The organism is Gordonia sp. ABKF26 (genome assembly GCF_041103195.1).
Taxonomy (GTDB): Bacteria; Actinomycetota; Actinomycetes; order Mycobacteriales; family Mycobacteriaceae; genus Gordonia; species Gordonia terrae.
Window position 1 is genome coordinate 2328706 of record NZ_JBGCVZ010000003.1, and the last position, 13924, is coordinate 2342629.

The following is a 13924-nucleotide window of genomic DNA, read 5'->3' on the forward strand; positions in this document are numbered from 1 at the left end:
CGCTGTGGAACGGGTGCGGACAGGGGGAGTCGTGGCACGTCAGCTGACGACCAAAGCCCAGGTCAACGGTTATCGTTTCCTGATCAAGCGGCTGGAGCACGCGCTCGTTCGGCGCGACGTCCGGATGCTGCACGATCCCATGCGCTCCCAATTGCAGGCGCTCGTGGTCGGAACGGTGCTCGGTCTGCTCGTCCTCGGCGGGTGCGGGATCTGGGGCCTCATCCGACCGCAGGGTTCGGTCGGCGACGCCACGATCATCGTCAGCAAGAACAGCGGCAGCACCTACGTGCTGATCGAGGACACCCTGCATCCCGTGCTGAACCTCGCCTCCGCGCGGCTGGTGACCGGGAGTTCGGAGTCGCCGACGTCGGTCGGGGACAACAAGCTCAAGCCGTACCCGCGTGGGCCCCTGCTGGGCATCCCCGGCGCGCCGGCCGCCCTGCCGGGATCGTCGCACCCGGACTCCTCGACCTGGACGGTGTGCGATTCGTCCACGGTGTCGGAGGCGCCGACCGAGTCGGTGGAACTGACCGTCATCGCCGAGACACCGCGCCTCGGCGATTCGATCGGGACGGCGCGCCCGGCCGACGCCGTACTCGTCGACGCCGGTGACGAGACCTTCCTCGTGTACCAGTTGTTCCGAGACGGTGTCTGGAGTCCGGTGCGCGCCTCGGTCGACACCGCGAGCGTGCCGGTGATGCGCGCCCTCGGGCTCGAGGGGGTCACGCCCCGGCAGATGTCCACCGGCCTGTTGAACACGTTCCCCGTGGTCGATCCACTTGCGGTGCCGGAGATCCCGGGTGCCGGGCAACCGGGCGCGGTCGACGGCGTGAGCATCGGCAGCGTCGTCAAATCGGTCGGCGTCGACGACACCACGACCTTTCACCTCGTGCTGCGCGACGGGGTCCAGGAGATCAGTGCCCCGACCGCCGAGCTCATGCGATTGGCCGACTCCGACGCCGCGCCGGTGGCCACTGTCGCACCGGGACAGCTCGCCGCGCTGAAAACCCGGAGCTCAGAACCCGTCTCGGACTTTCCCGAGATCGCACCGGAGCTGCTGAACGTGAGCGGCGATCCGACGCTGTGCCGCACCTGGACTCGCGACACGGGCGAACCCCGCGCGCAGACCTCATTGCTCGCAGGTCGCGAGCTCCCACTCGGTTCGGATGCGGTGCCGGTCCGTCTGACCTCGTCCGACGGCGCCGGTCCGAACCTCGATGCGGTCTACGTGCCTCCGGGTTCGGGTGAGTACCTGCAGGTGACCGGCAACGAAGCAGACAGCTCGCGCACCGAATCCCTGTTCTATGTCAACGATTCGGGCGTCCGGTTCGGCATCCCCGACTTCGAGACCGGCGGAATCCTCGGGCTCGGGGACTCCCCGTCCCGCGCCCCTTGGTCGGTCGTGACCCTGCTGGCACCCGGACCGAGCCTGACGCGCGAGAACGCGCTCGTGGCGCACGACGGTCTGGAGACCGCCCGGCTCGAGGCCGGTGCGGAGCGCACCGAGGCGCCGTCGGCAGGCGGATGATCGGCGACGGTGCCGCCGCAGATCTACGTGAGTGGACCGCCGACGATGTTGCCGACGATGCCGCGGATGACGTTCGTGCCGTCCTCGGATCGAAGTTCCTCGTACCAGGCGGCGGTTGCCTCCGGGTCTTTGCCATGCGTGACGTCGCACCGCTTGCGCGCGCGGAGGACGAGGTCGGCGGCCCGCTCGGTACGTGACCTCTCGTAGGCTGTGAGTGCCGCGTGCGGGTCGTCGGCGTGGTCGCGGAAGGCGAACTGCAGGGCGATCGCGTCTTCCATCGCCGAGCAACCACCCTGGCCGATGTCCGGAGTCGTGTTGTGCGCGGCGTCGCCGAGCAGCGCGACGCGTCCTTTGACCCAGGTGTGGAACGGGTCGGTGTCGAGGATCTCCACCCGGTTGGTGGTCTCGGGATCCAGTGCCCGGATCAGCTTCTGGACACCGGGAGCCCATGCCGCGAACTCCTCGGCGAGCACCTCACGCGCCGTGCCGCGTTCGAACGGGGCTCCCTCCGGCATGGTGACGTCGAAGAAGAAGTAGAACCTGTTGTCCGCGACCGGCATCACCGACACCCGGCGCGAATCACCCACGTAGGTGGTCCATTCGGTCGCCGGTCCGATCTCCTCGTCGATCGGGACCAGCCCGTTGAAGTTGACGTACCCCGCGTACCGGCGTTCGACTATGCGGCCGAGGACGTAGTCGCGAGCGAGCGATCTCGCACCGTCGGCGGCGATCACGATGTCGCCGTGAGCGGTGCTGCCGTCGGCGAATTCGACGGTGGCGTGTTCCGCGCCGTCGTGGACGGCGACCATCTTCTTGCCGAATCGGATCTCGTCGTGACCGAAGGCGTTCATCAGCATCAGCTGGAGGTCAGCGCGTGCGATCGGATACGGACGCTGCCCGACCTCATCGATGAGCGGTGCCATGCTGAAGCGGCACATCGTCTCTCCGGTGAAAGCGTCGACGTAGCTCATCGAGTCGACGATGCCGCCGAGCGCGGCCGTCTCGGCTTCCAGGCCCAGATGATTCAGGCACTTGACCCCGTTGGACCAGACCGAGATCGCCGCGCCCACCGGCCGGTTCTCGGTGACCTGCTCGTACACCTCGACCTCGTGCCCGAGTTGTCGCAACGCGATGGCCGCCGAGGTCCCGCCCATACCGGCGCCGATGATCACTGCTTTCACAGGAACCCAGGCTAGGGGTCCCGACGCCGCGGCGCGCGACGAGCGTCCGGCACACCGGCCGCGTCGGTCGTCGGCGCGGCGACGTCGCGAGCCGCCGGAAGCAGTGCGGTCAGGACCGGTGGTGGCCGGTGACGAGCGCGGTCACCATCTCCTGCCATTGGTGCGTGATCGTCTCGAGGTCCAGCCCGACGTCCACCAGCAGGTAGCGCACCGAACTCGCCGACAGCGGCGCCTGGACGGTGAGTGCGAGGAAATCCAGCGCGCCGTCGAAACCCAGCTGCCGCAACAAGATCTGCACATGTTGGGTGGATGTGCGGGCCACCGGATGGCTCATGAAGTCCTCGGCGCCCGCGCCGGCCTCCAGCAGGATGTCCAGGTGGTCGGAGGTGAGCTTGAGACGCGCGCGCCCGTAGGCGAGCAGTCGGTCGAGCGGGGGAGCACCGGGACCCAGCGGCTCCGGGCCCGACAGGTACGCCTGCTGGATCTCGGACTCGCTGTGGTCGAGAAGGGCGAGCATGAGTCCGGTCCGGCTGCCGAAGCGGCGGAACACCGTGCCCTTGCCCACACCCGCCTCGCGCGCCACGGCCTCCATCGTCACCGCGGCCGCGCCGTGATGATCGATCAGGTTCTTGGCGGCAGCCAGCAACAGACGCCGGTTACGTGCGGCGTCGGCACGTTCGGTCCCCGAGGGGTTGAGCGAGATGTGGAGCGGGGAGTGGTCGGGCCCATTCGGCACGTGATGAGCGTAACTCTTGACCAGATCCGGAATGAATCGGACCCTGGTCCGGTTAGAGCAAGTCGTAGACAAGGTCTCGCGGACCCCCACGGACCCCTGTGCCATCGAGAGGAATCACATGTCGGAACGAGTCGTCGAACTGGTCGCGCTGGTCGGAAGCCTGCGCGCAGCATCCCTGAACCGTCAGCTCGCCCACGTGGCCGCGGACAACGCGCCGTCGGGGGTCTCCATCACCGTCGTCGACGACCTCGGCTCGCTGCCGTTCTACAGCGAAGATGTCGACATCGAGGATCAGCTCGACGCCGGCGTGGCGAAGCTGCGCCAGGTGGTCGGGGCGGCCGATGGCGTGCTGATCGCCACCCCGGAGTACAACGGCACCATTCCCGCCGCGCTGAAGAACGCCATCGACTGGCTGTCGCGGCCCTACGGCACCGGAGCGCTCACCGGCAAGCCCGTCGCGGTCCTGAGTGCGGCCCTCGGACAGTACGGCGGCGCGTGGACCCGTGAGGACACCCGCAAGTCCGTCGGCATCGCCGGCGGTCGTGCCATCGAGGAGGCCGACCTCGGCCTGCAGGTCGCCGCTCTTCCCGAGGGTGGTCTGACCGATCCGGCCATCGTCGAGAAGGTCGTCGCCTCGGTCTCCCGACTCGTCGACGAGGTCGCTGTCAGCGCCTGATCGCCCGACGACGTCCGACGCCGCGCCCGGCTCAGCCCGGCGCGGCGTCGTCGTGTCCGGGGGTCGACCGCGTGCTGGTGTGGATGGGCGGTGGACATGTTGTGGACCGTCTCGGGACAACCTGTGAGCGACACGCCGAACACGCGGCGGACACGCCCGGATTTACGATCGTGCACCGCTCCGACCTGCACGTCTTCCATCAATGTTATTCACAACCCCTTGTGGTGGTCAGAAATGTCAGCCACTAGGTGTAGTGTTTGCGTTACCAGTCAGGCACAAGACGAGAAGCAGTTCGACTCCTCGACAAAGCCGCCGAGATGGTGATCCAGGTCACCATCTTCACGCTGGAAAACCGCACGTCACTGGCGATTCCTACGACCCGAGGAGTACCTCCGAATGTCAATCACCGTCTACACGAAGCCGGCCTGCGTCCAGTGCAATGCCACCTACAAGGCCCTCGACAAGCAGGGTCTGTCCTACGAGATCGTCGACATCAGCGAAGATGCCGAGGCGCGTGACTACGTGATGGCGCTCGGCTACCTGCAGGCGCCCGTCGTGGTCGCCGGCGACGCGCACTGGTCGGGCTTCCGTCCCGACCGCATCAAGGCGCTCGCCACTGCCGCTGCCTGATCCGACGGTCGTCACCATGACGGTGGCGACGTCCGCCGACCGGCGATGTGAACAGCGATCCGACGGGGAAGCCGGATCGCATCGCATCTCCGCAGTCATCGAGGAAATGGTCACGCCGGTCACGGCGTTGATACCGACAGCGCCCGCCAGGACATGACCCCGCGGGCGAGATCCACGAGAACGACCAGGTTGGAGGAGACATGGCGGCAGCCGCATCGCCGTTGATCGTGTACTTCTCCTCCGTATCGGAGAACACCCACCGGTTCGTCCAGAAGCTGGACATGCGCGCCGAGCGCATCCCGCTCCTCGATCGGACCGGTGTTTTCCGTGTCGACGAGCCGTACGTCCTGGTCTGTCCGACCTACGGCGGGGGCAAGGCGACGGGGCAACCCGGCGGCTACGTCCCCAAGCAGGTCATCCGCTTCCTCAACGACGAGCACAACCGATCGTCGATCAGGGGGGTGATCGCGGCGGGCAACACCAATTTCGGTGAGGAGTTCTGCTACGCCGGCGACGTCATCGCACGAAAGTGTCGGGTGCCCTACCTGTACCGATTCGAACTGATGGGCACCACCGACGACGTCGACCGCGTGCGCGCGGGGCTCGCGGAGTTCGCCCAGAGTCCGGCGTTCGCGGCAGGTGTGTCGCTCAGCGCCTCGCCCGCCTGACCCGACGTTCGCGCGTCACCAGGCTTTGTCGTACCCCGTCGATACCGTGCCCATCATCGGCCTCAGCCACCACTATCTGCAGGAGTCATCTGTCGTGTCGCCCACCGCCGCCGTCTCGGACACCACTTCAGCCAGCAAGTCGGGCGTGCACCCCGGGCCTGCGGGGCATGATCCCGGAGAGCTCGACTTCCACGCGCTCAACGCGATGCTCAACCTGTACGACGCCGACGGCAAGATCCAGTTCGACAAGGATCGCGAGGCGGCGAACCAGTACTTCCTGCAGCACGTCAACCAGAACACCGTCTTCTTCCACGATCGCGACGAGAAGCTCGACTACCTCATCGAGGAGAACTACTACGAGCCCGAGGTCCTCGCGAAGTACGACCGCGCGTTCGTGAACGAACTGTTCGATCACGCCTACGGCAAGAAGTTCCGGTTCCCGACCTTCCTCGGGGCGTTCAAGTACTACACGAGCTACACGCTGAAGACCTTCGACGGCAAGCGGTACCTCGAGCGTTTCGAGGACCGCGTGTGCATGGTGGCGCTGACCCTGGCCGACGGTGACACCACGCTCGCCCGCAACCTCGTTGACGAGATCATCTCGGGTCGGTTCCAGCCGGCGACGCCGACCTTCCTCAACTCCGGCAAGAAGCAGCGTGGCGAGCCGGTCTCGTGCTTCCTGCTGCGCATCGAGGACAACATGGAGTCGATCGGCCGGTCGATCAACTCGGCGTTGCAGCTGTCCAAGCGAGGCGGCGGAGTTGCGTTGCTGCTCAGCAACATCCGTGAGCACGGCGCGCCGATCAAGAAGATCGAGAACCAGAGTTCGGGTGTCATCCCGATCATGAAGCTGCTCGAGGACTCGTTCTCCTACGCCAACCAGCTCGGTGCCCGGCAGGGTGCGGGCGCGGTGTACCTGCACGCACACCACCCCGACATCTACCGCTTCCTCGACACCAAGCGCGAGAACGCGGACGAGAAGATCCGCATCAAGACCCTGTCGCTCGGTGTGGTCATCCCGGACATCACGTTCGAGCTGGCCAAGGCCAACGACGACATGTACCTGTTCAGCCCGTACGACGTCGAACGCGTCTACGGCGTCCCGTTCGCCGACATCAACGTGACGGACAAGTACCACGAGATGGTCGAGGACCGACGGATCCGCAAGACCAAGATCAAGGCCCGCGAGTTCTTCCAGACCCTCGCCGAGCTGCAGTTCGAGTCCGGGTACCCGTACATCATGTTCGAGGACACGGTGAACCGGGCGAACCCGATCGACGGCAAGATCACCCACTCCAACCTGTGCTCGGAGATCCTGCAGGTGTCGACGCCGTCGACCTTCAACGACGACCTGTCGTACGCCGAAGTGGGCAAGGACATCTCGTGCAACCTCGGCTCGCTGAACATCGCCAAGACGATGGATTCGCCCGACATCGGCCAGACCATCGAGACCGCGATCCGGGGTCTCACCGCGGTGAGCGACCAGACCTCGATCACCTCCGTGCCCTCGATCGAGTTCGGCAACAACAACTCTCACGCCATCGGCCTGGGGCAGATGAACCTGCACGGATACCTGGCCCGTGAACGGGTCTTCTACGGCAGCGACGAGGGCATCGACTTCACGAACATCTACTTCTACACGGTGCTGTTCCACGCCCTGCGCGCGTCGAACCGGATCGCCAAGGAGCGCGGCCGGGCGTTCACCGGCTTCGAGAAGTCGAAGTACGCGAGCGGCGAGTTCTTCGACAAGTACCTGAACAAGGTGTGGGAGCCGGAAACCCAGAAGGTGCGGGATCTGTTCGGCCAGGCCGGGATCGCCATCCCGACCCAGGACGACTGGCGCGAACTGAAGGAGGCCGTCCAGCGCGACGGCATCTACAACCAGAACCTGCAGGCCGTCCCGCCGACCGGCTCGATCAGCTACATCAACCACTCGACGAGCTCGATCCACCCGGTCGCCGCCAAGATCGAGATCCGCAAGGAGGGCAAGATCGGCCGCGTCTACTACCCGGCGCCCTACATGACCAACGACAACCTGGAGTACTACCAGGATGCGTACGAGATCGGGTACGAGAAGATCATCGACACCTACGCCGCGGCCACGCAGCACGTCGATCAGGGTCTCAGCCTGACGCTCTTCTTCAAGGACACCGCCACCACGCGCGACGTCAACAAGGCGCAGATCTACGCATGGCGCAAGGGGATCAAGACGCTCTACTACATCCGCCTGCGCCAGATCGCGCTCGAGGGGACCGAGGTGGAAAATTGCGTTTCGTGCATGCTGTGAAAGCGCAGCGAGAGATGCGAGCTGAGATTGCGAGTCAGCGATGACGCTGGTAGCGGCAGGTAGTGCATTTGAAGCTAGATTGGCGCGCACTGTAGCGCAAGGCGATCGCAAGATCTCATTTATCGCTGGTTCAGGACTTACCTCGACGACAGTGCCAGGCGTAGCCGAGGTCTTTCAGCGAATGCTGTGTGCGTGCGACGAAAGCGGGTTACACCGCGAGTTCCTCGAGTGGGTCATGGAGGCTGACGATGAAGGCGGTAAGTATCGTGCGGGCGCAGAGTTCGTTCGACAGCACCTTGGTCCTCGCGAATTGAACAAAATCACGCAACGAGCGGTGGCTGATGCGTGCCCCGACCTCGCGCGGAAGTATGCGCGACTCGGCGGAGTTGACGACGAGACTTTGACGGTGGCAGAGGACCAGTGGGATTGGAAGATTCCCCGGGGTGTTCGAAGCCTCGCGGTGTTGATGGCTAGCCTCCCGGAAGAGAGGCGAGGATCGATCATCACAACGAATTTTGATCCCCTCCTAGAGGTGGCCCTCCGGCGAGTCGGAGGGCGCCCGCGCATTTACGCTTTCGACGTGGATGGCCACCTCAAGACTCTCGAGAGCGGATTCGTCGAGGTCGTACACGTTCATGGATACTGGCGGGACACCGATACGCTTCACTGCGACCACCAGCTGATTCAGAATCGTCCTCGGCTTGAGCGCGCGCTAGCGAAGCGGCTACGCGAGAACGATGTTTTCGTGGTGGGTTACGGTGGCTGGGACGACGTTATTAGTCGGTTCTTCAACACCAACGTTGACGCCTACGACTTCGACGGTATGGACGTAGCGTGGGGGGCTTTCGGCTCGGTCGATCCGAGTAGCGTCGGTCCCGCCCTGGACCCGCGATTTGGTCGCTCAAACAGCGTGGTCCTTTACGAAGGAGTTGACGTGAATGAGGTCCTTCCGAAAGTGATCGACCGCGTCAAAGATCGCAGCGATGTAGATCTGCGATTCGGGCTAATGAGGAGCGACCGTCGAGCGCGCTCAGGGTTGTATACCAGCGCAGTTGTATAAGGAGAACCAATGACGTCCACCGAACGCCACAGTCCCGCCGACGGAGCGCCCATCAAGCTGGTGAGCCGGGTCTCGGCGATCAACTGGAACCGCGTGCCCGACGAGAAGGACGCCGAGGTGTGGGATCGCCTCACCGGCAACTTCTGGCTGCCCGAGAAGGTGCCGGTGTCCAACGACATCCCGTCGTGGGGCACGCTCACCGAGTACGAGAAGCAGCTCACCATGCGGGTGTTCACCGGTCTCACCCTGCTCGACACCATCCAGGGCACGGTCGGCGCGGTGTCGCTGATCCCGGACGCGACCACCCCGCACGAGGAGGCGGTGCTCACCAACATCGCGTTCATGGAGTCGGTGCACGCCAAGAGCTACAGCTCGATCTTCTCCACGCTCTGCTCCACCAAGGAGATCGACGAGGCGTTCCGCTGGTCGGAGGAGAACGAACAACTCCAGCGCAAGGCGCATATCGTCATGGACTACTACCGTGGCGACGACCCACTGAAGCGCAAGGTCGCCTCGACGCTGCTCGAGTCGTTCCTGTTCTACTCCGGCTTCTACCTGCCGATGTACTGGTCGAGCCGAGCCAAGCTCACCAACACCGCCGACCTGATCCGTCTCATCATCCGCGACGAAGCGGTCCACGGGTACTACATCGGCTACAAGTACCAGCGGGCGCTCGAGGTCGAGACCCCGGAGCGTCGTCAGGAACTCAAGGACTACACCTTCGAGTTGCTGTTCGAGCTGTACGACAACGAGAGCGACTACACCGAGGCGCTCTACGACGAGGTCGGGCTCAGCGAGGACGTCAAGAAGTTCCTGCGCTACAACGCAAACAAGGCCCTGATGAACCTGGGCTATGAGGCGATGTTCCCGCGCGACGAGACCGACGTGAACCCGGCGATCCTGTCGGCGCTGTCGCCCAACGCCGACGAGAACCACGACTTCTTCTCCGGGTCGGGCAGTTCATACGTCATCGGCAAGGCCGTCAACACCGAGGACGAGGACTGGGACTTCTAGTCTCGAGTCCCTCGGGATGCTACGAATCGCCAGCGGTGAGGCGGTCGTAGAGGTCGCCGAGTTCGTCGATCGTCTCGGCGATGTCGGCGGGCGCCACACCGGTCGCGCGCAATGCGGCGCGTAGCTCCGCGCCGTCGAGTGCGGTCAGCGGGTTCATCCGCGACGGCGACGGTAGCGGTGGCAGTGTCGAGGTGGTGCCGTAGAAGTCGTCGGGCCGCAACGAGTCCGATGCCCCGGCCTCGTCCGATGTTCGCGTGTCCGCGGGGCGCGAATCGATCTCGGCCAGCAGGGCCCGAAGATCGGTACCCATCACCGTGAGCAGGGTTAGCGGGGTGCGGTCGATCTCGGCGGCCACCTCGTAACAGGTGACGAGCGCGTGGATGCACCGCGGTGCCTCGTCGGGGCAGGTGCAGTCGGTCTCGACGTCGGCGGACTCGGTGGGCACCAGCAGTTCACCCAGCGTCGGTGGTTGCTCACCGCGTGTCAGCAGCATGAGTTCGTCGACGGCGCCCCGTTCTCGGAGAAGGGTCGCGAGCGTCGCGGTGTCGACGGTGCGAGTGGTCAGGATGACGTCGAACGGTTCGAGCTGGGTGCCTTCGACCGAAGCGGTCACCTGGCCGGCGCCGATCCGCAGGCCGCGCACATGGCGATCACGGAAGTACCTGCGCGCCTTCGTGATGCGGCGACTGTCGGCAACCGACTCGCCGTCGGAGCCGCGGCCCTCGACGACGTCGACGAAACCGCGCGACCACGAGGTGAGGCCGTAACCGCGGACGGCGATCGTGCCGCGCTCGCCCCGGCGTTGCGTGCCCTTCTTGCGCACCGTCATTCGCTGACCGCCTCGTCGCGCAGCCGGAACAGCTCGAAGAGTTCGTCGTCGGCGAGGTCGGACACCCAGTTCTCACCCGCGGCAACCGTCAGTCGGGACAACTCGCGTTTCTTGGCGATCATGTCGTCGATACGCTCCTCGATGGTGCCGACACAGACGAACCGATGCACCGACACCTTCTGGTCCTGGCCGATCCGGTAGGCGCGGTCGGTGGCCTGGTCCTCGACGGCCGGATTCCACCACCGGTCGACGTGGATGACGTTGTTGGCGGCGGTCAGGTTGAGGCCGGTGCCCCCGGCCTTCAACGTCGCCAGCAGGACCGGTGGCCCGTCGTCGGCCTGGAAGTCGGCGACCATCCGGTCGCGTTCGGTGCGGCCCAGACCGCCGTGGAGCAGCGGGATCTCGGTGCCGAACTCCGCACTCAGCCACGACGAGAGCATGTCGCCGAAGGCGGCGAACTGGGTGAAGACCAGTGCGCGGTCGCCCTCGTCGGCGACCGTGGACACGATGTCGGCGAGCAGTTCGACCTTGCCCGAACGGTGTTCGCCGTCGCGGACGAGGTCGGTGCCGTCGGCGAGGTAGTGCGCCGGGTGGTTGCACACCTGTTTGAGCCGGGTCAGCGCCGCGAGCACGTTGCGGCGTCGTAGCGTCCGTTGCTGTTTGTCCCGTAGTGCTGCCATCAGTTCGTCGATCACCGCGCGGTACAACGCCGCCTGCTCGACCGTGAGGTTGGCCCGGACGGCGAAGTCGGCCTTCTCCGGGAGGTCGGCGGCGATCGCCGGGTCGCTCTTCTCACGTCGCAGGATGAAGGGGCGGGTGATCGCCGAGAGTCGTCGGAGCGCGGCCGGATCGCGGTCTCGTTCGATCGGTTCGGCGTAGCGCGCCCGGAAGACCGAGGCCGACCCGAGCAGACCGGGGTTGACAAGGTCGATGACGGCGCGGAGGTCTTCCAGTCGGTTCTCGACCGGGGTGCCGGTGAGGGCGACACGGTGATCGGCGGGGACCGTCCGAACCGCTTTGGCCGCAATGGTGTTCACATTCTTGAGGTGTTGCGCCTCGTCGACGACGATCCGGTGCCAGGGCCGGGAGGCCAGCAGCTCGTGGTCGCGCGCCGCGATCGCGAAGGTCGTGACCACGACGTCGACGGAGTCCCGAATCCCGGCGAAGGCGGCGCCGGACTCGCGGGACGGCCCGTGGTGGATCGCCACCCGCAGTGTCGGCGCGAAGCGGGCGAACTCGCGTGCCCAGTTGCCGACCAGTGACATCGGGCAGACGACGAGTGTCGGCTTCGGGGGCTCGGCCTCGGGCGAACCGGGCCGACGGCTCCTCTCATGACACTCCAGCGCGATGACCTGCAGCGTCTTGCCCAGGCCCATGTCGTCGGCCAGCACACCCCCGACCCCGAGCGTCGACAGATGGGCGAGCCAGTCCAGCCCCCGCTGCTGGTAGGGGCGCAGGGTGGCGGTCAGGTCCGCTGGTGGCGTGATGGATTCGGGTCGGAGGGTACCGCCGTCGGCGACCTCGTCGAGCCACGACAGGCCCTCGACGCGCGAGACCGGAACGGGTAGCCGATCCGATTCGCCGGTGACGAGGTTGAACAGCTCGCCGAAGTCGCTCGGCGGTTCGGTCGCGGCCAGTGCGCGCTGGGTGGCGACGAACGCGGCGGCCCGGGTCAACGCGGAACCCTCGGCGCGCATCCACACCCCGCGCACCCGGACCAGGTCGCCCTTCTGCCCGGACAACTCGTCGAGGTCGGCGTCGGTGAGCGTGATGGCGTCGGGTGTGTCGCCGAGAGCCAGCCGCCACTCGAACTCGCGGATCTCCCGCAGGCCGACCATCGCCGCCGGCGCACCGCCACCGGGCGGGGCGAGCGCGCGCAGCGTCAGGCTCGGGCGGACCTCGGCGATCGTCCGGGGGAGCAGTACCGGGATGCCGGCCGCTCCGAGCGCCGCCGCGCCGGTGGCGAAAAGTTCTTCGGCGACCTCGGTCGGCAGCAGGAAGTCGAGGGAGCCGCGGTCGGGATCGGCCCGGCCGAGATCCGGGAACTCGCGCACGGCCGTCGCCAGTTCGGTCGTCAGCTCGTCGAGCTCGTGGGCGTCGAGCCGGTGCGGTGCGACGGGTTCGACCTGCCCGTCGATGCTCCGCCGGCAGACCTGCAGTCGCCACCGAGCGGACTCGGCTACCTCGGTGCGGCTCGGCACCTCGAAGGTGTCGTCAGCCCAGGCGTCGTCCCACTGGCCCTCGGCGAGATCGTCGTACTCCGGCTCGTGCAGGCGGAAGATCAGCGAACGATCGTCGCGTGGTGCGCCGGAATTCCATCTCGACCAGCCGCCCGCGGCGGCCGCGAGGCGTTCGGGCGAGCTGGGTGGGCGGGGATCGGCGTCGGGGAGCAGTGCCCGCACGATCGGTGACGCGGGTCGCGGTTCGCCGAGACGGATCGCGGAACGCGCGATGGCAGAACGGCATTCGTGGTCGATGAGTTCGGTGAGGAAGTCGTCGAGAGCTGCCGCGGAACCGTTGTGCAGCAGCGCGTCCGGCGCGCTTCCCACGACGACGGCGTGCCAGCTGCGCCACGTCGGTGTCGCGACGGCGACCCAGCGAACCATCCACTCGCCGGCCACCTGCTGCACCGACGGCACCACCGTGCCGGACCGCACGAACGACCGCGCGCCGTCGAGCAGGTACCGGTACCACCGGACGTCACCCGTCACCGGGACCGACCGCGATGCGTCGAGCAAAGTGACCGCCGACGTCAGACCGAGCGTCGCGGCGCGCACGAACTGCCGTCGATCGTCGGCGTCGACGACGGGGATCTCGCTGCGGAAACGTCGTCCGTCGAGGAGGTCGCGTAGGGGTGGCGGGAGATCGGACACATCGCCGTCGATCCACACCGCCATGCCGACGCCCGGCCGCCAGAGGGCGTGCAGGGGCTCGGCGAGATGAGGCTTCGGGGCAGAGTCCGGGGGAGTCTGACCGCTGGACGGCGAATCATGTGGCATCGAGGATCGTCGGCCAGTTTAGCCGTGGCCTCCGACACCGCCCGGGCGTCGCGCGGCCGGCCGGACAGCGAGGTGGTTTGTCCGCCCGACTCCCCGGGTATCGACGATCGTCGCAGCCGGCACGAGCACGGAGGTATCGATGGGACAGTCCGACAACCACAAGACGTCCGAGACAGACGCTCCTGAGAAGGAAGTGGAGAAGGATCCGCCCGGCCCGCAGGACCACGGGCGCGAGGGCGGGATGGCCACGCGTGAGAACGCCCCCGAAGCGGTTCAGCGCTCCGAGGGCGGCGGCTCGACGGACGACTAGGTCCTC

At 66.4% G+C, this 13924-nt stretch carries 12 protein-coding genes; 8 read left to right on the top strand and 4 right to left on the bottom strand.

The genetic code is table 11. The annotated features are described in order from the left end of the window. Positions 1-31 precede the first annotated feature (31 nt). On the top strand, positions 32-1528 hold the full coding sequence (gene eccB / locus AB4Z55_RS10870) for a type VII secretion protein EccB (protein WP_369519713.1): 1497 nt from the start codon (positions 32-34) through the stop codon (positions 1526-1528). Between the two features lie 23 nt (positions 1529-1551). Here eccB and hpxO read toward each other — a convergent pair whose 3' ends face one another. Both hpxO and AB4Z55_RS10880 read right to left on the bottom strand, forming a co-directional pair. Then, positions 1552-2709 carry an FAD-dependent urate hydroxylase HpxO gene (gene hpxO, locus AB4Z55_RS10875; protein ID WP_369519714.1) on the bottom strand — a complete coding sequence of 386 codons (1158 nt, stop codon included), beginning with the start codon at positions 2707-2709 and terminating at the stop codon, positions 1552-1554. A gap of 109 nt (positions 2710-2818) precedes the next feature. Then, complete coding sequence (locus AB4Z55_RS10880) at positions 2819-3445, bottom strand: TetR/AcrR family transcriptional regulator (protein ID WP_064570663.1); 627 nt, start codon at positions 3443-3445, stop codon at positions 2819-2821. Between the two features lie 118 nt (positions 3446-3563). Between AB4Z55_RS10880 and AB4Z55_RS10885 the strand changes: the two genes are divergently transcribed. From AB4Z55_RS10885 to nrdF, 6 genes are all read left to right on the top strand, one after another. Then, on the top strand, positions 3564-4121 hold the full coding sequence (locus tag AB4Z55_RS10885) for an NAD(P)H-dependent oxidoreductase (protein ID WP_064570662.1): 558 nt from the start codon (positions 3564-3566) through the stop codon (positions 4119-4121). Positions 4122-4517: 396 nt separating this feature from the next. After that, complete coding sequence (locus tag AB4Z55_RS10890) at positions 4518-4751, top strand: redoxin NrdH (RefSeq protein WP_004019249.1); 234 nt, start codon at positions 4518-4520, stop codon at positions 4749-4751. A gap of 200 nt (positions 4752-4951) precedes the next feature. After that, positions 4952-5419, top strand: a complete 468-nt coding sequence (gene nrdI, locus AB4Z55_RS10895) for a class Ib ribonucleoside-diphosphate reductase assembly flavoprotein NrdI (protein WP_004019250.1) — start codon at positions 4952-4954, stop codon at positions 5417-5419. A 94-nt stretch (positions 5420-5513) separates the two neighbouring features. Then, a complete protein-coding gene (gene nrdE / locus AB4Z55_RS10900) occupies positions 5514-7706 on the top strand; it encodes a class 1b ribonucleoside-diphosphate reductase subunit alpha (protein ID WP_239402671.1) in 2193 nt (730 codons plus the stop codon). A 406-nt stretch (positions 7707-8112) separates the two neighbouring features. Further along, on the top strand, positions 8113-8766 hold the full coding sequence (locus tag AB4Z55_RS10905) for an SIR2 family protein (protein ID WP_369519715.1): 654 nt from the start codon (positions 8113-8115) through the stop codon (positions 8764-8766). Between the two features lie 9 nt (positions 8767-8775). After that, on the top strand, positions 8776-9780 hold the full coding sequence (gene nrdF / locus AB4Z55_RS10910; RefSeq protein ID WP_369519716.1) for a class 1b ribonucleoside-diphosphate reductase subunit beta: 1005 nt from the start codon (positions 8776-8778) through the stop codon (positions 9778-9780). Positions 9781-9799: 19 nt separating this feature from the next. Here the strand turns inward: nrdF and AB4Z55_RS10915 are convergent, their stop codons facing one another. Both AB4Z55_RS10915 and AB4Z55_RS10920 read right to left on the bottom strand, forming a co-directional pair. Then, positions 9800-10609, bottom strand: a complete 810-nt coding sequence (locus tag AB4Z55_RS10915; RefSeq protein WP_354562169.1) for a hypothetical protein — start codon at positions 10607-10609, stop codon at positions 9800-9802. After that, positions 10606-13608, bottom strand: a complete 3003-nt coding sequence (locus tag AB4Z55_RS10920) for a DEAD/DEAH box helicase (protein WP_369519717.1) — start codon at positions 13606-13608, stop codon at positions 10606-10608. The genes AB4Z55_RS10915 and AB4Z55_RS10920 overlap by 4 nt, the downstream gene beginning before the upstream one ends. 139 nt (positions 13609-13747) lie before the next feature. Here AB4Z55_RS10920 and AB4Z55_RS10925 point away from each other — a divergent pair, with 139 nt between their 5' ends. Continuing rightward, entirely contained in the window at positions 13748-13918 is a 171-nt protein-coding gene (locus AB4Z55_RS10925; protein WP_180819312.1) for a hypothetical protein, read from the top strand. Positions 13919-13924: the final 6 nt, after the last annotated feature.

Excerpts from the sequence above, each read along its gene's own strand:
- AB4Z55_RS10885 (WP_064570662.1), top strand. The coding sequence starts at position 3,564 with ATGTCGGAACGAGTCGTCGAACTGGTCGCGCTGGTCGGAAGCCTGCGC.
- AB4Z55_RS10890 (WP_004019249.1), top strand. The coding sequence starts at position 4,518 with ATGTCAATCACCGTCTACACGAAGCCGGCCTGCGTCCAGTGCAATGCC.
- nrdI (WP_004019250.1), top strand. The coding sequence starts at position 4,952 with ATGGCGGCAGCCGCATCGCCGTTGATCGTGTACTTCTCCTCCGTATCG.
- nrdF (WP_369519716.1), top strand. The coding sequence starts at position 8,776 with ATGACGTCCACCGAACGCCACAGTCCCGCCGACGGAGCGCCCATCAAG.
- AB4Z55_RS10915 (WP_354562169.1), bottom strand. The coding sequence starts at position 10,609 with ATGACGGTGCGCAAGAAGGGCACGCAACGCCGGGGCGAGCGCGGCACG.
- AB4Z55_RS10920 (WP_369519717.1), bottom strand. The coding sequence starts at position 13,608 with ATGCCACATGATTCGCCGTCCAGCGGTCAGACTCCCCCGGACTCTGCC.
- AB4Z55_RS10925 (WP_180819312.1), top strand. The coding sequence starts at position 13,748 with ATGGGACAGTCCGACAACCACAAGACGTCCGAGACAGACGCTCCTGAG.